The sequence below is a fragment of the Parabacteroides sp. AT13 genome (assembly GCF_002272965.1).
Taxonomy (GTDB): domain Bacteria; phylum Bacteroidota; class Bacteroidia; order Bacteroidales; family Tannerellaceae; genus Parabacteroides; species Parabacteroides distasonis.
This window is the reverse complement of sequence record NZ_NQMH01000002.1, coordinates 421,131-441,222: the sequence shown is the minus strand read 5'-3', so window position 1 is coordinate 441,222 and position 20,092 is coordinate 421,131. Positions and strand designations below refer to the sequence as shown.

General features: G+C 46.2%; 19 protein-coding genes. 9 read left to right on the top strand and 10 right to left on the bottom strand.

Features of this window, described 5'->3' with window-relative positions:
- Positions 1-300: 300 nt before the first annotated feature.
- The 7 genes from CI959_RS16155 to CI959_RS16120 form a co-directional block, all read right to left on the bottom strand.
- Positions 301-1,833 carry a lipopolysaccharide biosynthesis protein gene (locus CI959_RS16155; RefSeq protein WP_036628701.1) on the bottom strand — a complete coding sequence of 511 codons (1,533 nt, stop codon included), beginning with the start codon at positions 1,831-1,833 and terminating at the stop codon, positions 301-303.
- Positions 1,834-2,154: 321 nt separating this feature from the next.
- Entirely contained in the window at positions 2,155-2,517 is a 363-nt protein-coding gene (locus tag CI959_RS16150; protein WP_005856417.1) for a nucleotidyltransferase domain-containing protein, read from the bottom strand.
- 136 nt (positions 2,518-2,653) lie between these two features.
- On the bottom strand, positions 2,654-3,298 hold the full coding sequence (locus CI959_RS16145) for a sugar transferase (RefSeq protein WP_005856416.1): 645 nt from the start codon (positions 3,296-3,298) through the stop codon (positions 2,654-2,656).
- 72 nt (positions 3,299-3,370) lie between these two features.
- Complete coding sequence (locus CI959_RS21565; protein ID WP_005856415.1) at positions 3,371-3,517, bottom strand: hypothetical protein; 147 nt, start codon at positions 3,515-3,517, stop codon at positions 3,371-3,373.
- A gap of 537 nt (positions 3,518-4,054) precedes the next feature.
- Positions 4,055-4,444: a hypothetical protein gene (locus CI959_RS16135; RefSeq protein WP_005856413.1), complete on the bottom strand. Its 390-nt coding sequence runs from the start codon at positions 4,442-4,444 to the stop codon at positions 4,055-4,057.
- 35 nt (positions 4,445-4,479) lie between these two features.
- Complete coding sequence (locus CI959_RS16130; protein ID WP_009017883.1) at positions 4,480-5,595, bottom strand: transcription termination/antitermination protein NusG; 1,116 nt, start codon at positions 5,593-5,595, stop codon at positions 4,480-4,482.
- Between the two features lie 461 nt (positions 5,596-6,056).
- Positions 6,057-6,992, bottom strand: coding sequence for a site-specific integrase (locus CI959_RS16120; RefSeq protein ID WP_095231485.1), 936 nt, complete (start codon positions 6,990-6,992; stop codon positions 6,057-6,059).
- A 66-nt stretch (positions 6,993-7,058) separates the two neighbouring features.
- Here CI959_RS16120 and CI959_RS16115 point away from each other — a divergent pair, with 66 nt between their 5' ends.
- From CI959_RS16115 to CI959_RS16105, 3 genes are all read left to right on the top strand, one after another.
- Positions 7,059-8,549, top strand: coding sequence for a cobyric acid synthase (locus CI959_RS16115; protein WP_005856411.1), 1,491 nt, complete (start codon positions 7,059-7,061; stop codon positions 8,547-8,549).
- Positions 8,550-8,553: 4 nt separating this feature from the next.
- Positions 8,554-9,876 carry a Gfo/Idh/MocA family protein gene (locus tag CI959_RS16110; protein WP_095231484.1) on the top strand — a complete coding sequence of 441 codons (1,323 nt, stop codon included), beginning with the start codon at positions 8,554-8,556 and terminating at the stop codon, positions 9,874-9,876.
- A 108-nt stretch (positions 9,877-9,984) separates the two neighbouring features.
- Entirely contained in the window at positions 9,985-10,494 is a 510-nt protein-coding gene (locus CI959_RS16105; RefSeq protein WP_005856408.1) for a ferritin-like domain-containing protein, read from the top strand.
- A gap of 88 nt (positions 10,495-10,582) precedes the next feature.
- Here the strand turns inward: CI959_RS16105 and CI959_RS16100 are convergent, their stop codons facing one another.
- On the bottom strand, positions 10,583-11,155 hold the full coding sequence (locus tag CI959_RS16100; RefSeq protein ID WP_005856403.1) for a DJ-1 family glyoxalase III: 573 nt from the start codon (positions 11,153-11,155) through the stop codon (positions 10,583-10,585).
- A gap of 11 nt (positions 11,156-11,166) precedes the next feature.
- A complete protein-coding gene (locus CI959_RS16095) occupies positions 11,167-12,438 on the bottom strand; it encodes an ATP-binding protein (RefSeq protein WP_005856401.1) in 1,272 nt (423 codons plus the stop codon).
- 198 nt (positions 12,439-12,636) lie between these two features.
- On the opposite strand from CI959_RS16095, the gene CI959_RS16090 reads away from it, so the two are divergent.
- The 6 genes from CI959_RS16090 to CI959_RS16070 all read left to right on the top strand — a co-directional run bounded on the left by CI959_RS16090 (position 12,637) and on the right by CI959_RS16070 (position 18,528).
- A complete protein-coding gene (locus CI959_RS16090) occupies positions 12,637-13,938 on the top strand; it encodes a phenylacetate--CoA ligase family protein (protein WP_005856399.1) in 1,302 nt (433 codons plus the stop codon).
- Positions 13,939-13,961: 23 nt separating this feature from the next.
- On the top strand, positions 13,962-14,387 hold the full coding sequence (locus CI959_RS16085; protein ID WP_005856397.1) for a hypothetical protein: 426 nt from the start codon (positions 13,962-13,964) through the stop codon (positions 14,385-14,387).
- Positions 14,388-14,400: 13 nt separating this feature from the next.
- Positions 14,401-14,544: a symporter small accessory protein gene (locus CI959_RS22110; protein WP_005856393.1), complete on the top strand. Its 144-nt coding sequence runs from the start codon at positions 14,401-14,403 to the stop codon at positions 14,542-14,544.
- Positions 14,541-16,094 carry a sodium:solute symporter gene (locus CI959_RS16080; protein WP_008780467.1) on the top strand — a complete coding sequence of 518 codons (1,554 nt, stop codon included), beginning with the start codon at positions 14,541-14,543 and terminating at the stop codon, positions 16,092-16,094. Before CI959_RS22110 ends, CI959_RS16080 begins: the two co-directional genes overlap by 4 nt.
- Before the next feature lie 170 nt (positions 16,095-16,264).
- Positions 16,265-17,173: a hypothetical protein gene (locus CI959_RS16075; RefSeq protein WP_008778290.1), complete on the top strand. Its 909-nt coding sequence runs from the start codon at positions 16,265-16,267 to the stop codon at positions 17,171-17,173.
- Positions 17,170-18,528, top strand: a complete 1,359-nt coding sequence (locus CI959_RS16070; RefSeq protein ID WP_057317348.1) for an ATP-binding cassette domain-containing protein — start codon at positions 17,170-17,172, stop codon at positions 18,526-18,528. The genes CI959_RS16075 and CI959_RS16070 overlap by 4 nt, the downstream gene beginning before the upstream one ends.
- Before the next feature lie 22 nt (positions 18,529-18,550).
- Here the strand turns inward: CI959_RS16070 and CI959_RS16065 are convergent, their stop codons facing one another.
- Entirely contained in the window at positions 18,551-20,059 is a 1,509-nt protein-coding gene (locus tag CI959_RS16065) for an ATP-binding protein (protein WP_005856384.1), read from the bottom strand.
- Between the last annotated feature and the right edge of the window lie 33 nt (positions 20,060-20,092).

Sequence of the window (20,092 nt, the reverse complement as noted above, 5' to 3'; positions counted from 1 at the left end):
CAGTAATTGAAAAAACGTATTCTTAAATTGATCTTCTTTTACAGATTTCTTTTGTTTCTCGTTAAATTCAAATTGCTCTCTCAATGTCAAATAAAGTAGCACCGCATTAAGCAAGCCGATCACAGGAGCTGTAAGTCCACCTATCGTATCCCCAATCTCGCCTATATGATCAAATATAACCTCATCCCCAAAAATAGGACGAGTGTACAAAAAGGAGCACAAACAGCAAAGACTGTCAAACAAAGTAAAATTACAAGAGCAACTAATTTTCTATTCATATTGCTATTATTCTCTTTTTATTCATACATGACACATCCGGATAAATCGCCTCATCAGATTTCTCATTCCCGGAGCAACACAAAGCAAAGTTAAAGTCGACAAAATAGAAAATACAAGAATACCCAATAATCCATCAAAAAACGTCGTATCTCCTTGCACCATTGAATACCTCATCCCAAGACAAACTATCACTCCGCAAAGCAACGCTGCCATCAAATGTCTCGCATACATAAATATGTATATACTCAATCGCTCATCCAAGCCCTTGCGAAACAAATAGTAAGGTTTCCAACAAAAAACGACCAACAACAAGCTGATCAGCACCCCAGATAACACACCATGTAATCCAAAGTAATATCCTAAAATAATAGATAGGCCAACATTCAGAGAGGCTTCCACTATTGGTGCCCAAATATCGCCAAACAAGCCGTAAGCATTGATATAGGCATCCACCGTCGTTCGGCTTAAATTAACAAACAGAATAGCTGTCATCAACAACAAACTCAAGGAATCCATGACATATTTCTTGCCTATCCAAAAGGAGACAAATGCTGGAGTAATCATAAGAACCCCGAAGCACATGATACAAGAGAACAAGAACCTTATAGAAAACAGTTCCGCAAATACACTCATAATCTTTCGTTTGTCCCCTTCAGCCACCAAATTTCCAATTCCAGCATTCATGCTATTAAACATAGCTGTCATCAGAGTTTGAACACCCATTACAATCAACATATAATTACCGTACAAAGCGACTACCGTTAATGTCGTATAGACATATATAATGATTGGGCTTGTTTGTGACAAGGCAAAACCTCCAATTTTATGAAAAAACAGTTGCTTGACCTTCGTAAGCACATCCGGATATTTCCTTGTCAACTCTCTACCTATAAGCAAATTTGTCTTTAAATAAGGATAAGTCCGGGCGATCACCCGATTCAAAGCCATTGAAGCCACCACAGCGAACACCATTTCCAATACCAGCCACCAAACATATCCATCATCCAAGAATCGAATCGCCAATATTTGGCAAAGTAATTTTGCTAACATCGAGGCTTTGTAACTATACTGTATCTTATACTCCTGTTGATCCGCAGACAAAACGATCTGCTTATAATTAACAAAATAGCTTAATAGCCCACTAACCAATAATACCCCAAAAGAGGCATACGCATACCATAAGGGCAACGGCATCTTGGCAAAGATCCAAGGGAAAAAGGCCATCAAGACCACACTTCCAGCTATCACGATCCATGCGATACGCCGATAGAGCCACCCTTGCAAGGATACGATTTCATTGATTGTATCCGTATCTTTCTCGGCAAGCGGTTTATAAAGGGTACAAGCAATAGCAGCTCCCACCCCCAATTCCGCAAGGTTCAAGAACTGCAGCAAATTGGTAGCCGTAGTATTCAACCCCAGCACCTCCGCCCCCAAATAATCCAAGAAAATCTTCCTTGAAAAGAATTGGAGGATCAGGTTGATGAAATAAAACACCAACGCCACCGAACTGTTTTTTATACTTTTGGATGTTCGTGAATCTGTTTTTGCCATATTCTTCACAAATCTATTTGCCCCAAGATACACTCATAAGTAAGAAACAAGCTATTCCACAAAGGAACTCCTTATAACTCGTTCCTACAAGCTAAAATTGTCGTATTTCTTTATGTGATTATTAAGGATGAGCGATCAGACTTTCGAGTTTAGCTAACAATTTACGTGTGAGTTCCAACAAAGGCAATACATCCTCACGCTCAAAGTCAAAGAAATCGTTATAATCCCCGGTAATACGATGTTGTAGCAAACGGGAATATAATCAGCTTTCATCTTTTGTCAACAAACCTTTAGAGACATAATTCAATTCTAATTGACCAACTACCCCATTATGGGTTTGCACCTTGAATCCGCTGTTATATCTTCCGCACTCAAGAATTGTATCCCCTTGTCTTTTACGCTGTGTACAAAGGGAGAGAAATGGTATCTCATCCAATCTTTCAAGGTGTAAAGCACCGGGCTGACGCACTCGTTTAACAACCAACCCAGCCCTACTAAAGGATAGGATATATTGTCATAATCCTCCACCTCGATTTTCGGTTTGTCCAACAAGATCAATATACCCCAATCCGAATCCGGACGTGCCTCGTTTCTGGCCTGCGAACCATACAAAAAAGCATGCCCTCCTGCCGGTATGACCTTACGCAAGGTCTCCTTGATTCGATTCAGCACGTCCGTTCTCATAAAATCTATGACTTTTATTGTTTCACTTCCGGGCAAGGATAAATAATGTACACCAAACTTACGCATAAATGCCCACATAATTTCATTCTGCCTGGTAGTGCAGGATTGGATAATCGCTCTCCTTAGTTTTCCTCATCTAAAATTTCTTCCCAAACGCAATGTTCAAGAACGTCTTCACCAATATCTTGAAATCGAACCACCACGAGCGATGCTCCAGATAGAACAAGTCATAGCGCAGACGGCGGAGCATCTTCTCCAGCGTATCCGTATAACCGTTATAGAGCGTGGCGTAAGAGGTCACACCCGGACGGATCTGGTACAGGAAGCGATAGCGGGGATCGCGTTCCATGATCTGGTCGATGTAGAACTTGCGTTCCGGACGGGGGCCGATAAAAGACATATCACCGATGAAGACATTCCATAATTGGGGAAGCTCGTCCAAATGATGCTCACGCAGGAACTTGCCCACATGCGTCATACGGGGATCAGCGCCTCCCTTGTAAAGGGCAGGGCCGAACTTCTCAGCGTCCAAACGCATGCTGCGGAACTTATAGATGTTAAACGGGCGACCGAAACGGCCGATACGCTCCTGCCTGAAGATAGCCGGGCCGCCATCCTCGCGCCTTACGGCGATGTAGCAGATCAAGAACAAGGGGGAGAATACGACCAAGGCGATAAAGGCCAAAAGACAATCCCCTATACGCTTCACGTTACGCTCGAAGGCGTTCATCCCATCTGAGATAAAATCAGTAGATTTTCCAAAACTCTCTTCTAAAATCATGGCTAGTTAATTAGTCGATGAAGGCAGGCACGAGGTTAAAACTTAATCTCATTTGCATAGCCCATCCTTAAATTATTTCTTTCCTCCGTTCATTTCCTCCTCTTTCTTATAATCGATATACCGCTCCAAGGCCTCACGTGCCAGACGGCGGAAAAGTTCCTCGTCCGACAGATGGTCCCAAAGGAGATCTACCAATCGATAGTAAACGCTAAAGTGCATGTCCTTGCCTTTTTAAAAGAATTGTAAGTGTCACTGCCAATGCCTCCGCTTATGCGGATAATGGACTTGGTCAGTCTGGTGACTTGTAAAACCGTGGCGATGTAATCGCCCAAACGGGGAAATGATTGTCTGTGATACATGTCTGGTTTGTTATTATTTTTATACAGTCCTTATGGAGACCCCAAGTAATGCAAATAATGCAAGTAATGCAGCACCTTTTTCCCACACACGTGCGTACATTATATAAAACAAGAATTTTACACTAAACGATCACAAACAAGGCATGGAACGATCCGGAAGAGAAACGCTGGATAGCCGTATGAAAGTTTGATTCGACACATATAATGTACACGTGCGTGTGTGGGAAAAAGGTGCTGCATTACTTGCATTACTTGCACCTGTTTTCCCCGGCATCGGTTCCATCCCGCACGTATATCGGCATCGACTCACGCCTACGTTCGTATAGGCCTACACCGATATACGTGTGGGGCGACGTCGATATACGTGTAAAACGATGCCCTTATACGTATGCCACACTCATACGGTCTCGCTTAGCAATGGCAATCCCTCCACCTCTCTCTTATGCCAGCCTTGGTAATCAGACAGGGAAAAACCGGGGACGGTCAATTGCTTGTAATCCTTATCGTCTCTTCGCAAGATGTGCTTGCGGGCATACGAGCGGAGCGAACGATCCGTCACGGATACCATCACCACAGGAAACGGGTAGCCGAGCAAGCGCATCGGCGTGACCTCGCTGTCCGGGAACACACGGCGCAACTGATAGGCCGAGCACTCGAACGCCACCCAATAAGGCCCCGTGCAATACAGGTGGATCGAGTTTTGGTTCGTACGCTCACGCCCCATGATCTCACCCAAATGCTCGTTCAGCAACCGCACCAAACGAACGCCGGAAGGAAGGGAAGACATTTTGATTTTTGATTTATTATTTAAACTGTCTACTGTTAACTTATTTCATGGTTGAGCCACCGATCGTAATCGTCCAGCCGGCGGATCAACGACAACTTGCTTTTCTTGGGCGAGGACTCACTTCGCCACGGATCCACAACCTCGTGCGCCATCTGACGGTAAAGACTGCTGTCCGTGCAACCGTAGAGCGTCACAAGCAACAAGGCACGGGATTGCGGAGCTTTCACCGCCAGGAGCATACCGCGCATCGTGGCGAGCAAACGAGCGAACTCTTCTTTTTCGCCCAGTAGCTTGTAGGCGGAAAGGAGCGACGAATAGACCTTGCAGCGCATCACGTCCGTCTCCGCACGGAGAGAACCATAGGCTCTCAATACCTCACGCGCCAAGCGGGTATCCTCCTCCCCTACGCTACCGGAGGCGTGATAACGGCCCAACGCGTCGTGCAGGCCATCCCGCAGGCGATCGTTGTCCAGATGGGTATAGACATGCTTACCATTGGTGTTCAGCTCGATCAGCTCGTACTCGCCCGGCTTCACCTCCAACAAGGGAACCCACATGCAATCGAGGATACGGGCCATCACATCCTTGTGACCGCCGCCCGGCTGGATCACCACCTCAGCCTCCATCCCGGCGAAATAGCCGGACGTGATACGTACACGGTCACCCTTCAGCAGGCGGCCACTGTCCGGAACGTACACCGGAAGCTCGTTGGAGTAAGACTCCGCTACCCAACGTAAGTTTCCCATCTCGCTATCCGACAGGTAAGGGAAATGGGGCGTGCCCCCGGAAGAGACACGGGGAAGGAAATTATATAAGGGGAGCGTCTGCTTCATCCGGAAGATCTCCTCCACCGAGGACCGGATAAACACGTAGTTGAACAGCAGGGGACGCCTCGTGTTGACCAGCTTGCCGTCCACCTTCCTCACCTCCACGTACGAGGGGGCGAAATACTCGAACAACGTCTCCCCGCGACGCTCGCGACGGGAAAGCTCGGCATCCAACCCTCTTGAGGGACTGATCCTATCGCGCCTGCCACCCGCGGCGGTAGGGAGCGTCAGCACGTACCAGCGAACGGTCTTCAGGTCTTGGCGCTTACAGACCCGCTCCATACCCCTATCCGGGCAATCGTTCCTCAAAACATTCATCGACATGATTCTTTTTTCCTTGGAGTATTTCAAGATATCCACCAAGCCTAACGACAATTCAAAGCCCTGCCAAGACCCTATCGTTTCTTCTTGACAAACAACGCTTTAAGTATTCAATTATGGTATTTCTGAAAATTACCATCACTTGCGATTTTTAAGCTACTTGGGAAGTAGCTTAAAAGATGGGAAAATGGTCACCACACAGTTGTAGAGACGGGGCACGCCTCATCTCTACGTGAATGTAGATGCAATTTTTGTGAGGTAACGGGATGATATAGGAAATATGAGATCATTCCGTCTCTATCGTTGTGTCCATAACCCAAGAATAGGAACGAAGATATAAGGAGAATCAAAGTCGGAACATAAAGAACAGAGCACAAATAAAGTCTAATGTTTGCTTGTGTCTTGTTATTTTTTATTACATTTGCGCCGTGAAAGAATACGCTACTTCCCAAGTAGCAAGCCTCCTACCCCACTTTGGGTATCGGTTTACACACGCTCTCAAAACAATTCCGGTTCACCTTCGACAAACGCTCCAACGAGAAGCTCTTCAAATAGATCTGTGTTGTCTTAATAGACTTATGCCCCAACAACTCACTGATAACCTCGATCGATACATCTTGTTCCTTCAAGAACGAGGCGAATGAATGACGGATCGTATACGAGGTGACCGGAAGCGTAACGCCTGTCGATCTCGCCAACAACTTCAAGTCACGGTTAAAGCGGGACAGGGTCCTGTTATATTCTTTGTAGGCCGCCTCACCGGTTCTCGTTCCACTCAAAAAAGGAAATAAATAAAGGGATTCCTTTGCCGTACAAGCGGACAACTCATCCAACAGCCGCAACGCTCCGGAGGGAATCTCCAACTGTATGAGGGATCCGCTCTTTTGTCGGTGATACTGCAATATCCCATCCCGGATATTCTCCCATTTCAAATGCGCTAGATCCACAAACGCTATCCCGCTGAACGCGAACATCAACCGAACGGTCAACTGTACACGCCGCAAGGACGGATCCTCCAATGGGGCGTTAAATATACGATCCAGCATCTCTCGCGGCAACGCCTTCTTCCGCTTGCTTTCAACGCCCGTGAAGACATCTTTGAACAGGTTGGGTACAAAGGGAGCCTCGTTCGCCTCCACGGCCAAGTTATAAATGTGACGAATCCGACGCATATAGGTGGACACCGTATTCAACGAACGGCCCTTGTCCAACAACCATGACTGATAGCACAAAAGCCTGTTCCTATTAATATAGGCATAAGGAATCGCCTCCATACCGCAAAAGCACTTGAACGAGTTCAAGGCATCTTGATAACTCTTCGCCGTGGAATACCGTTTTTTCTCACGCAGACAAGCCATGTAGATGGACAGGCCCATAACAAAATCTTCTTCTTTTTTCATATCTTCTCCTTAATAAAAAGGCCAAAAATACTACCTTTGTACACTGTGTAAATAAAATCTATACAGATGAAGCAACACCTACGACCGATTATGTTTGTCGGAACCTGCTCTGATGCGGGTAAAAGCGTTATCAATGCGGCGTTTTGCCGTATTTTCAAGCAAGATGGTTATCAACCGGCACCGTTCAAGGCACAAAATATGTCCCTCAATTCCTACTCTACCCCGGAAGGCGGCGAGATGGGCCGGGCGCAAGTCGTACAAGCGGAGGCCTGCGGTATTTCCCCGCATACGGATATGAACCCGATATTACTAAAGCCGACAAATGATAAAAGCTCGCAAGTCGTATTAAACGGAAAGCCAGTCGGCAATATGTCCGCCAAGGATTATTTCGGGATACAAAACCAGAAGGAGGAGCTATTTAAGGAAGCCATCGAAGCCTTCAAGCGTCTGGAAGCTCGCTATAACCCGATCGTATTGGAAGGAGCCGGAAGCATCTCCGAACTAAACCTGCGAGACCGGGATATCACCAATATGCGTATGGCGATCGCTGCCGGAGCCTCTACCTATTTAGTTGCGGATATAGACCGTGGGGGCGTATTCGGCTCTGTATATGGAACGATCGCTTTATTACGACCGGAGGAACGAGTGTTAATGAAAGGGGTTATCATCAATAAGTTCCGTGGAGACGCCTCTTTATTCGAAGAAGGACGGAGCCTATTAAAGGAATTGACTGGGATTCCCGTGGTCGGCGTAATTCCATGGTTTCGGGATATCAAGATAGAGGAAGAGGATTCCGTAGCGTTGGATATGAAAAATAACACTTATAAAGACGGGAAAATCAATGTAGCTATCATCCTGCTGAAACGAATGTCTAATTTCACGGATTTTGATGTATTGGAGATGGACCCCCGTTTCAATCCGTATTATACCAACAATATCGATGAGATAGAGAAAGCCGACATCATCCTGCTCCCCGGCTCAAAGAATACGTTATCGGACTTACAAAGCCTGCGGGCCAATGGGATAGCGATGGCGATTATCCGGGCGCATAAAGCGGGTAAAAAGGTGATCGGTATTTGCGGTGGCTATCAAATGATGGGAGTCCGCTTGGAAGATCCGGAAAGTATCGAGGGAAATATCCCGGCGATTCCCGGTCTCGGTCTTCTGCCTCAATGCACAGTCATCGAGCAGGAGAAGATCACGAGACAAAGCGACTTTGCTTTCCTCCCCTCCTCGGAGAATAAGGATTGTAAAGGATACGAAATACATATGGGACGAACCACCTTATTGGGCGACGCCCCCGAACAGCCCGTAGCCCGACTGGAAGACGGACGAACGGACGGATATTACCTCAACAACCGATGCTGGGGAAGTTATATGCATGGTATCCTTGATAATCCGGCCGTATTGGACAACTTAGCTGAGGGCTTTGACACGGAAACGACTACAGGCCCTTTCGATTATGCCGCTTTTAAGGAAGAGCAGTATGATAAACTCGCCGCCCTCGTAAGGGAGCACGTGGATATGGAATATATTTATAACAGTATTAAAAACTAATATCATGAACAGACGTACTTTTATGCAAAAAACCGGACTTATCATGTCCGGACTTACTTTATCGCCGCTTATCGGTAAATCGTATTCCTCCATATACGGACAAACCGCCCCTAGCAACAAAGTAAAGATAGCCCTCATAGGATGCCGTAGCATGGGATACGGGGATTTGAATACTTTTCTTGATTATCCGGAGACGGAATGCGTGGCTCTTTGCGATGTCGATGACGAATGGTTAAACAAACGGGCTGCCGACGTTGAGAAGAAAACAGGGAAAAAAGTACCTCACTTATATAAGGACTGGCGACGAGTAATCGATAATAAAGACGTAGATGTAGTCATTATCGGTACGCCGGACCATTGGCATTGCCTTCCGACGGTCTGGGCTTGCCAAGCGGGAAAAGACGTATATGTAGAGAAGCCGCTCTCCAATACGATCGAGGAATGTAACCTGATGGAAAAAGCCGCCCGTAAATATAACCGGATCGTACAGGTAGGCCAATGGCAACGTAGCGACCCGCATTGGGACGAGGCGGCTAATTTCTTGAAAGCCGGAAATATCGGACGGATCCGTACGGTCAAGGTCTGGGCTTACCAAGACGGCAAGCCGACACTTCCGGTTAAACCGGATTGCGACGCTCCCGCCGGTGTGGATTACGATATGTGGCTAGGCCCGGCTCCTAAACGTCCGTTCAATCCTTATCGCTTTCATTATAATTTCCGTTTTTTCTGGGATTATGCCGGAGGCTTGATGTCGGACTGGGGTGTACATTTACTGGATTATGCCCTAGAAGGTATGAACGCGGGCCTTCCCAGCCGTGTATTCTCAGGCGGTGGCAAGTTCGCCTATCCGAACGACGCTATGGAGACACCCGATACTTTAATGGCGACTTATGCCTACGATGATTTTAATATCATCTGGGATCACGCCTGTGGAATCAATCACGGACTCTATAACCGTAAGGAAGGATTAGCGTTCTATGGGGAGAATGGTACGATGGTACTCGACAGGGCCGGTTGGGAAGTCATACCAGTCGTATCCAATAACGTAGCCCGCATGGAAGCCGTTCCTTTCAAGAAAGGAGAAGGCAAAGGACTTTATAATCATGTGGGAAACATGTTGAGCTGCATTAAAAGCCGTGAGCTTCCGAACGCCGATGTCGCTATCGGTGCCCGTGTAGCGAAGATGGCTCATCTGGCGAATATCTCCTGCCGGGTTCAACGGGAAGTTCATTGGGATGATAAAAACAATTTGTTTGTCGGCGATAACGAGGCTACCGCCTTGTCGAAAGCCTATTACCGGGCACCTTGGGAATTACCTAAATTGTAACAATCGCAGCATAACGTTAAAATTTTGACAAACAATAAACAATGCCCTAGTAAGCTTGTTAGAACTATAAAAAACGAACAATACGTTTAATTCTAAATTAATACAGCTATGGCAAAAGAAAGCGTCAAAATTTTAAGAGGGAAATTGGATGTCGACAATTTATTATCTCAACTAAACGCCGCGTTAGCGGAAGAATGGCTAGCATACTATCAATATTGGGTAGGAGCCTTGGTCGTTGAAGGAGCCATGCGTTCCGACGTACAAGGTGAATTCGAGGAACATGCCGAGGAAGAAAGGCATCACGCCCAATTATTGGCAGACCGGATCATCGAATTGGAAGGAGTTCCGGTACTTGATCCGAAACAATGGTTTGAATTAGCCCGATGCAAATATGATTCACCGACAGACTTTGACGTAGTAAGCCTTCTGAACCAGAATGTCGCCTCCGAGCGTTGCGCCATCTTGCGTTATCAAGAAATCGCTAAATTCACGGACGGCATCGACTTCACGACTTGTGATATCGCTAAGCATATCTTAGCTGAGGAAGAAGAACACGAGCAAGATCTGCAAGACTATTTGACAGATATCGCACGTATGAAAAAATCTTTCCAGAAATAATTTAGGAAAGGGAAAACTCTTTACAACAAAAATCCCTTGAGAGAATGTCTTAGAGACATTCTCTCAAGGGATTTTAATTTCAAGCACATTAATGCTTTGTCCCATGCAACAAAGCGTCATATAATAAGGCATCCGCCACTTCCAAAGCGATTTCCTCGTCTTTCAGATTCCTCAAGATCGTCAAACCAAACTCAAACATAAAACCCGGCCCCTTGCTTGTGATGATATTTCCATCCTGCTCTACTCCATTATCCGTAGGGATAGCGCCTACCATTGTTGGCTCGAAGAAAGGAAAACAGGTAGCCCTTTTCCCTTTTAGCAATCCAAGACCACCTAAAACCATCGGTCCGGCACAGATAGCACCGATTAATACGCCTTCCTCCGTTTTCTCCTTGACTAATTCTTTCAAATGGGCATGCGCATTTAAGTGGTTGCTTCCGGGTATTCCACCCGGCAAGATCAAGGCATCGACGCAACTGAAATCCGCCTCCTCGAACAGATAATCAGCCATTACCGGAATATCATGAGCTCCTATCACCAATCGGTCACCCGTAATAGATACCATCATAACCCGTACACCACCACGCCTCAAGACATCAATCGTACCCAAGGCCTCTATTTCCTCAAAGCCTGTCGCTAAAAAGACAACCGCATTTTTCATTTCTTTTTTATTTAATATAGTTGACATTCACTTAAAACAGAAGGATCATCCTTCTCCACAACAGCCTTATCCGTAACAACCAATGGTAAGGTGAACCAGAAAGTGGAACCTTTGCCAAGCTCAGATCGCACACCGATCTCACCACCCAACTGCTCTACAATCATCTTGCAGATCGGTAGTCCCAAACCAGCCCCTTGATAAAAATCATCCAATTTCACGAAACGCTCGAAAACAGACTCCAGCTTTTCCTCTGATATCCCGATTCCGGTATCCATGACAGAGACACGTACGAACATATCTTCCACCTCATAAAAAAGCGAGATAAAACCTTTGGAAGTAAACTTAATGGCATTAGACAAGAGATTTAACAAGACCTGTTCTACCCGGTGCGGATCGATCCACAGACGAACAGAAGGCATGGCGACCGAGTTATATAATAATGCCACATCGGAAGTCATCTTCAAGGATTGTACCACATAGGCCTCTTGGCAAATATCCCTCAACTCAACTTCCGACACGTTATAGTTTAACCGACCGGACTCGATCTTCGACAAATCCAAGATATCGTTAATCAGTTTCAACAATAAATCGCAATTCTTATTTATAATCGAAAAGTATTCCCTTTGCTCACTGGCATTAGTCGTTTCCGTCACGAGATGGGCAAAGCCAACGATAGCATTCAGCGGAGTCCGGATCTCATGGCTCATATTAGCGATAAAAGCGTTTTTCATCTTATCCGCCTCTTGCACTTTCATCAGCGCCAACTGGTCCTGACGCTGCTCCGTGATATCATTCAGCATGACCAATAACAGAGGCGAGGCTCCCGGGTCCGGATTCGTGATCAGTAAACGTACGATATTTACGATTCTCACCTCTCCATTCGGTTTCTCATACTCGACCATTTCCTTTACCATACGTCCCGTCTTGATCGTATGGTAATCTTCCGTTCGGATCTCATGCGCCCGCCGGGAATCAGGGAAAAGCTCGAAATCCGTCTTCCCTAAGATATCTTCCGCCTTGACCCCCGTAAATTCCTCCGCCGCCTTATTAAAATAGATATACCGGAAACCGTTGAAAATATCTTTCACCGTGATCTCCACAAATACGTTCGACAAGATCGTATCCATCAAGATATTTAAGAAGTTGATCGTATGCTGGCTTTGGCGCATCTCAAGTTCGTTATCGCTCGCGGATGGTGTCAAAGTGGCTTTTTCCAGATCGGCTTCCAGTCTCTCAATCCTTTGAATCAACTCTTCTTTGGAAAGGTGGTCATATTTTCCCATGGCCCATACATAAAGTTAAATTGCGTAATGGACAAAAATAACTATTATTTTTTTATTTACAACGGCTTACCGCCTAATAATTCTTATTTTCAAAAGGTCATTACTAATATTTTGACACAAAAGCATGGCGTTATCCAAAATAAAAGATACATTTGCAATCTAATTTCATGAATTAAACACACTCTAATTGAAAAAACGATGATGTATTGGCAGAAAGAAATAGAAACCATGGATCGTAAAGATCTGGTAAAATTCCAACTGGAACGACTGAAACAAACCATAGAACTAGCGGGCAACTCCCCTTTTTACCATAAGATATTCAAAGAGAAAGGAATTACCCCGGACAGTTTTCAGTCCTTGGAAGATTTACAAAAACTTCCGTTTACAACGAAAGATGATCTTAGAAATAACTATCCGTTCGGATTGGCAGCCATCCCGTTACAGAAATGCGTACGTATCCACTCTTCCAGTGGAACGACAGGTAATCCTACCGTTGTCTTACATTCCGCCAAGGATTTGGACCAATGGGCTAACCAAGTAGCTCGTTGCATGTATATGGTAGGGCTAAGGGATACGGACGTATTCCAGAATACATCCGGCTACGGCATGTTTACCGGTGGCCTCGGTTTCCAGTATGGAGCAGAAAAATTAGGTGCGTTGACAGTGCCTGCGGCGGCCGGTAATACCAAACGACAGATTAAGTTCATCACCGATTTCGGCACCACCTGTTTACATATCATACCGAGCTATGCCACTCGTTTGGCCGAGGTTATGTATGAGGAGGGAATAGACCCGAGAAAGGATACCAAACTACACACCGTATGTATTGGTGCCGAGCCTCACTCGGAAGAACAACGTAAACGCATCGAACAGCTTCTGGGTGTCAAGGCTTACAACTGTTTCGGTATGTCGGAGATGAACGGGCCGGGTGTAGCCTTCGAATGTACGGAGCAGAACGGCTTGCATATCTGGGAAGACAACGTGATCGTAGAGATCGTAGACCCGGTTACCTTGCAACCGGTGCCCGAGGGAGAGGTCGGAGAATTGGTATTAACGACCATCAACCGGGAGGCGATGCCTTTACTCCGTTATCGTACCCGTGACCTTACTTGTATCTTACCGGGCGATTGCCCTTGCGGACGTACCCATAAACGCCTAGCCCGTTTCAAAGGACGTAGCGACGATATGATAATTTTGAAGGGTGTGAACCTGTTCCCCATCCAAATCGAAAAGATATTGATGCAATTCAAGGAATTGGGCAGCAATTACTTGATCACCCTCGAAACGATCGGCAACAGCGACGAGATGTTGATCGAGGTAGAGTTGAGCGACCTATTCACCGATGATTATTCAGCCTTACAGCGTTTGACGAAAGGTATCACCCGTCAGTTGAAGGACGAATTATTACTTACACCACGTATCAAGCTGGTAGCCAAGGGATCTTTGCCAACCACAGATGGCAAGGCGGTACGAGTGAAAGATCATCGCAAGCTTTGTTAAATAAACAATTAAAATAACACCTTATGACAGTCAATCAAATTTCTATTTTCCTAGAAAACAAGTACGGGAAATTAAGCGAGATATTAGCGTTATTGGCGGAAGAGCGCATCCGCATCATCGCAGCCACCGTAGCCGACACCTCCGAGTATGGAATCCTTCGTATCATCGTAAGCGATCCCCAGAAGGCATACAAGATATTAAAAGAAAACAACGTCAGCGCAAACCTGACCGACGTATTAGCGATCGTAACCAGCTCATGCGCCGGAAGTTTTGCCAATACATTATCTTATTTCACGAAAGCGGGCATCAGCATAGAATATATGTATTGTTTCTCCATCCGGGAAAAAGCGATCTTGATCTTGCGTACGAACAACCGGGAAAGCGCCCGTGAGGTAATCCGCCGTCAGAATCTCGAGTATATCTGTGAAAGTGATCTAATAAAACTTTAATAGGCACGGATATATGTTCGGAATCAGCGACCCCGGTATTTGGCTGGCTTATCTTCTAGCGTTCGCCTGCCTCCTATTTTCTATTTGGTTCGGGATAACCACTTGGAATAAAGAAGACGACGAAAAAACAAACCCTACTAAAGAATCACGAAAATGAGTACGCTAACATTAGGCATTATTGTCATTATTTACATGTTTGTAATCGCTTGGTTAGGGTATCTCGGATACAGGCAGACGAAAAACGCCAGTGATTATTTATTAGGCGGACGAAAAGTAAACCCCATTATCATGGCCCTGTCTTACGGGGCGACCTTTATCTCGGCATCGGCGATCGTTGGTTTCGGTGGCGTAGCCGCTACGTTCGGCATGGGTATTCAATGGCTTTGCTTATTGAACATGTTCATGGGCGTAGTGGTAGCCTTTATCTTTTTCGGACGAAGGACCCGGAAGTTAGGCGAGGCACATAACGCACGGACTTTCCCGCAATTATTGGGATTACACTATAAGTCCCGGTCTATACAGATCTTTATCGCCTCGATCATTTTCATCGGCATGCCCCTCTACGCCGCCGTGGTGATGAAGGGAGGAGCCGTCTTCATCGAACAGATGTTTCACATCGACCTTCATCTGGCCTTGTTGATCTTCACCTTGATCGTAGCGGCCTACGTGATTACGGGCGGTATCAAGGGAGTACTTTATACGGATGCGTTGCAAGCGGTTATCATGTTCGCTTGTATGCTATTCCTGCTATTTTGGTTTTACCATATCATGGACATGGGCTTTATCGAGGCGAACCAGAAGTTGACGGATATCGCCCCCATGGTGCCCGAACGCTTCAAGGCCTTGGGACATCAAGGATGGACAGCTATGCCCATCTCAGGCTCTCCACAATGGTATACATTGGTTACCTCATTGATCCTTGGCGTAGGAATCGGTTGCTTAGCGCAGCCACAACTAGTCGTACGCTTCATGATGGTGGAAAGTACCAAGCAACTCAACAGGGGCGTATTGATCGGCTGCGTGTTCTTGATTGTCACGGTAGGGGCGATTTATCACGTGGGAGCCTTGTCTAATTTGTTTTTCCTCAAGACGGAAGGTGTAGTCGCCTCCGAGGCGGTAAAAGATATGGACAAGATCATCCCCCTATTTATCAATAAAGCGATGCCGGAGTGGTTCGGGGCGGTTTTCATGCTTTGTATTCTCTCTGCCAGTATGTCTACCCTTAGCGCGCAATTTCATACCATGGGAGCGGCTTTCGGGGCAGACGCATTCCCCAAACTAGGACGTAGCAAAAATCCGAACTCTACATTAGGTGTACGTATCGGCGTGCTATGCTCTATCTTGGTCAGCTACGTTATCTGCTATACGCTAAGCGCAAGTATTATCGCACGAGGCACCGCCTTGTTCATGGGTATTTGCGCGGCTACATTCCTACCTACCTATTTCTGCTCGCTATATTGGAAAGGGGCTACCCGGCAAGGGGCCTTGGCCAGCTTATGGGTAGGAGGCTTGGCCAGTTTATTCGCCATGTTGTTCCTTCATAAGGCGGAAGCGGCTCCGGTAGGACTTTGCAAGGCTTTATTCGGACAAGACGTCTTGATCGATGTATATCCGTGGCATGCGATAGATCCGATCTTATTTGCTTTGCCATTATCGGCGATAACGATTGTTTTGGTTAGCCTAGCGACTCAAAAGAAGGCTTTTTAGCTTTTCTTATGAACCTCAAAACACTAATTAGCATTTATTCTATTGACAGATATATAGAAAACAGTACATTTGCACTGTGGTTTTTTCATAATAGTATTAGATTTAAGGTTAACAAAGTTGGTTAGGGGTTGCCGGGAGGCAATCCTTAATTGTTTTATAGAGGTCTAGATATGATTAAATACATTTTTCTACTATTCATACTTTGTTGCTCCGGTTGCCGGCACGCACAAACGGAAGATACCGTAATCAAGGTTTCGGTACTTCGTGGTCCATCCGTTATCGCATTCGCCGATTGGCTTGAGAATCCTCCAATTATAGATAACAAAAAAGTACAAGTAAAAGTGGTAGACTCGCCTGATCTGGCGCAAGCCTTACTGATCAAGCAGGAGACCGACATAGCCGTACTCCCCATGATCAATGCGGCGAACTTGTACAATAAAGGGATCAAGATTAAACTAGCGGGATGCCCGATCTGGGGAACCCTTTACCTCGTCGAGAAAACACCCTTAAAAGAACCGGCATTGTATGTATTCGGCAACGGTACGACTCCCGATATCCTTACCCGGTACTATCTCGGCCGCCAGCGATCAGACTATCCGTTGAATTACGCCTTCAATACCGCCGGGGAAATCACCCAAGGCATCTTAGCCGGAAAAGTAAATCGTGCCGTGCTCGGGGAACCGTTTCTAAGCATCGCTTTACGGAAAGACAGCAGCTTACGAATAACTGCGGACTTGAATCACTTAACAGACAGCGATACCCTCGGATTCGCCCAAACAGCGGTCGTATACACCCCGACGATGGAGAAATATCGTATCGCTTTTGAGGATGCCTTACGAGCCTCCTGCCAAAAAGCCGTACGATATCCGAAAGAGACCATCCATTCTTTGGAAGAACATGGAATCTTCGCCCAAGGGGCCTTAACTCCTGAGAGTATCGAGCGGTGTAAAATCCATTATTTATCGGCTATCGAGGCGAAAAACGCCGTCATGGATTTCCTGCGTCTCATCGAACAGTATGAACCTAAGGCCGTCGGCGGGAGGCTTCCCGATGCCGGATTTATCCCCGAAAAACAATGAGATTGCGAAAAACAATCACTACAATAGTCGCTACCGCTATCCTCTTGGCGGGATGGCAACTATTCGCCGTTATAGCCAACCAACCGGAGCTGATACCTTCACTTCCCCGACTCGTACGGACACTTTGCGAATGGCTCGTCTCCGGTAGTTTCTATCAGTCGGTCGGAGCGACTATACTCCGGGGAATCTTAGGCATGTCGATCTCATTCGTTTGTGCGATAGGGATGGCCGGGTTATTCGCCCGTTTTGAGTGGGTGTATGAATTATTCAGACCTCTGCTTGCCATCATGCGCTCGATCCCGGTCATATCCTTCATACTTTTGGCGCTTATATTCCTAAATCCGGAAAGTATCCCTTTGATGATCGCCTTCCTCACCATGTTCCCGCTACTAACAGAGAATCTGACACGGGGAATCCTCGATCTACGTCCGGGTTTATCCATTATGGCACGTCAGTTCCATATCAAACGTTCCAATGTCTTATTCCAGATCATCTATCCGCAGCTAAAGCCATTCTTATATAGCGGACTTGCCTCCGCCGCCGGATTCGGCTGGCGTGCGATCATTATGGGAGAAGTCCTGTCGCAATGCGCATTCGGAATCGGAAGCGAGATGAAAAGGGCGCAAAACTTTATCGCTGTCCCTGAGCTACTCGCTTGGACAATCGTGGCGGTATTCATCAGTTTCTTTTTTGACAAAGGAATTAGCAAAGTCGCTGATATCACCCCTAAAATATCTTTCGCGAATGAGGATCAGACCATCCCGACCCCTACATTATCAGTTTTAGACACGAAAGATATAAGTTACCAATACGGCATACAGCACTTTTCCCATTCCTTTCAAAAAGGGATTATTTATGGAATTAACGCACCTTCAGGCAAAGGAAAAACAACGTTATTAAACCTAATCGGAGATATCTTATTGCCTACGGAAGGAGAGATACATCCCACAAGACACTTTGGAATCGCCACCATATTCCAACAACCGCAACTCCTGCCCCATCTAACCGCAGAAGAAAATATCATCCTCCCCCTCTCCTCTTTTCTCACGGAGGAGAAAGCCCGGCGAATTGCCCAAAAACACTTACAGGAAATGGAAATGGAGCCCTTCGGGAACCGATATCCTAAAGAGCTTAGTTACGGACAGCAACAACGTATCGCTATAGCTAGGGCATTGGCATACCCTTCTCCTCTCCTTTTGATGGACGAGCCGTTCAAAGGCTTGGATGAAGCCCTAAGCCATCGCATCATAGAACGAATACGAGAAATGCAAATGAAAGAAGAACGGATCATTCTTTTCACGTCACATAATCCGGATGAGATTCGGTTGTTGGCGGATGAGGTGATTTACCTATAAATCCCAACCAAACTTGAATGTCTTATTTCACTTTCATCGGTTGGCAAGGTATCGTAAACCAGAATGTAGAGCCCTTTCCCTCCTCCGACTCAACCCCGATTTTACCTTTCAACTTCTCAATTATCGTCTTGCAGATAGAAAGCCCTAATCCTGTTCCTTGCTTAAAGCTGTTCAATTTCACGAAACGATTGAATATGCTCGCTTGAGACTCCTTACTGATTCCCATACCCGTATCCGTTACGTAGACATAGATACCATCATCGGTCAAACGATAACCAAACCGTATAGAACCCGAGCTGGTGAACTTCACGGCGTTGGAAAGGAAATTGGTCAAAACCTGAGTCAAACGGGTCTTCTCCGACACAATACAATAGTCATTACCGTCCGACTCAAAGATAACCTTTACATCCGGGGCCACTCTCAAGGCGAAAGCTTGCTGCTGGGGAGCGAATATCTCACTCAAACGCAGGGTCGTATAAATAAACTCCATCTTTCCGGACTCGATCTTAGAGATATCCAAGATATCACCGATCAACTGCAACAAAAACTCATTGCTACTCTCTATGATCCTCAGATATTCCTTTTTTTCCTCCTCATCGTCACTCTCCGCCAATAAGGTGGAAAAGCCGACGATGGCATTTAAAGGGGTACGTATCTCATGGCTCATGTTAGCGATAAAAGCGGACTTCATCCGGTCGCTCTCTTCCGCCAAACGCTTGGCCTGCACATCCGCCTCGTGCCGTTTATCGACGGTCATATCCCGAAGGATTCCGATCGAGCGGATCGGCTTGCCATCCGGATCGGCCTCATAGACCTCACCGATCTTCTCCAGCCATACATACTCATCCGAGAAATAACGACAAGGGAAACTGAATCGCATGGAATCGATCTCGCCCCGCATGAAAGCGGTTGTAATATTCTCATAGACCTTCCGGTAATCCGGATGGATCTTCTCCGTAAAACTAGCGTGGGTGATCTGCACATGCTTGATCTGGCCGTTTTCTTCCAAGGAAAGCTCCGCCGTACCGTTTACCAGATCCCAAAGCCACGGGTAGATCTTACCCGCTTGACAAGCGAGCGCCAAGCGCTTATTATAACTATGCAACTCCTCCTCGACCTGCCTTTGCTTTGTAATATCCCATGAAATCCCTACTAAATAAGGAGGCTTATCCTCACGGGGCGCTAGCAGTTTCATCGTATCCATAGTACGCAAGATACCTTTCGGATCGATCATTTGCTCCACGAAACGCTGCATCTTACCCGTTTTCACCACCTCCTCGTCCATATCCCTGAAAGATTGGGCGACGACCGGATCTAGAAATAGGTCAAAATCTGTTTTCCCGACCACATCATTATGATATCGTCCGTAAAGTTGGTTCATCAAAGGGCTGGAGTACACGTACCTGAAATTATCACCCGTATCCTTCACGAAAAAGTAGATGGGCAACGAGTCCACGATATTAGATAACAATCCTGCTAAATCCCTATAATCCTGTTCCAAAGTTTTGTTCTCCGTAGTATTAACTTCCATGTTGATTTTTTTAATCAAAGGCTTGAATATTCA

Bases quoted from the DNA above. Each gene is read 5' to 3' on its own strand.
- CI959_RS16105 (WP_005856408.1), top strand. From the start codon at position 9,985: ATGGCAAAAGAAAGCGTCAAAATTTTAAGAGGGAAATTGGATGTCGAC.
- CI959_RS16090 (WP_005856399.1), top strand. From the start codon at position 12,637: ATGATGTATTGGCAGAAAGAAATAGAAACCATGGATCGTAAAGATCTG.
- CI959_RS16120 (WP_095231485.1), bottom strand. From the start codon at position 6,992: ATGAAAAAAGAAGAAGATTTTGTTATGGGCCTGTCCATCTACATGGCT.
- CI959_RS16155 (WP_036628701.1), bottom strand. From the start codon at position 1,833: ATGGCAAAAACAGATTCACGAACATCCAAAAGTATAAAAAACAGTTCG.
- CI959_RS16110 (WP_095231484.1), top strand. From the start codon at position 8,554: ATGAACAGACGTACTTTTATGCAAAAAACCGGACTTATCATGTCCGGA.
- CI959_RS21565 (WP_005856415.1), bottom strand. From the start codon at position 3,517: ATGCACTTTAGCGTTTACTATCGATTGGTAGATCTCCTTTGGGACCAT.
- CI959_RS16095 (WP_005856401.1), bottom strand. From the start codon at position 12,438: ATGGGAAAATATGACCACCTTTCCAAAGAAGAGTTGATTCAAAGGATT.
- CI959_RS16115 (WP_005856411.1), top strand. From the start codon at position 7,059: ATGAAGCAACACCTACGACCGATTATGTTTGTCGGAACCTGCTCTGAT.
- CI959_RS16150 (WP_005856417.1), bottom strand. From the start codon at position 2,517: ATGAGAACGGACGTGCTGAATCGAATCAAGGAGACCTTGCGTAAGGTC.
- CI959_RS16085 (WP_005856397.1), top strand. From the start codon at position 13,962: ATGACAGTCAATCAAATTTCTATTTTCCTAGAAAACAAGTACGGGAAA.
- CI959_RS16130 (WP_009017883.1), bottom strand. From the start codon at position 5,595: ATGTCGATGAATGTTTTGAGGAACGATTGCCCGGATAGGGGTATGGAG.
- CI959_RS16100 (WP_005856403.1), bottom strand. From the start codon at position 11,155: ATGAAAAATGCGGTTGTCTTTTTAGCGACAGGCTTTGAGGAAATAGAG.
- CI959_RS16135 (WP_005856413.1), bottom strand. From the start codon at position 4,444: ATGTCTTCCCTTCCTTCCGGCGTTCGTTTGGTGCGGTTGCTGAACGAG.
- CI959_RS16070 (WP_057317348.1), top strand. From the start codon at position 17,170: ATGAGATTGCGAAAAACAATCACTACAATAGTCGCTACCGCTATCCTC.
- CI959_RS22110 (WP_005856393.1), top strand. From the start codon at position 14,401: ATGTTCGGAATCAGCGACCCCGGTATTTGGCTGGCTTATCTTCTAGCG.
- CI959_RS16145 (WP_005856416.1), bottom strand. From the start codon at position 3,298: ATGATTTTAGAAGAGAGTTTTGGAAAATCTACTGATTTTATCTCAGAT.
- CI959_RS16080 (WP_008780467.1), top strand. From the start codon at position 14,541: ATGAGTACGCTAACATTAGGCATTATTGTCATTATTTACATGTTTGTA.
- CI959_RS16075 (WP_008778290.1), top strand. From the start codon at position 16,265: ATGATTAAATACATTTTTCTACTATTCATACTTTGTTGCTCCGGTTGC.
- CI959_RS16065 (WP_005856384.1), bottom strand. From the start codon at position 20,059: ATGGAAGTTAATACTACGGAGAACAAAACTTTGGAACAGGATTATAGG.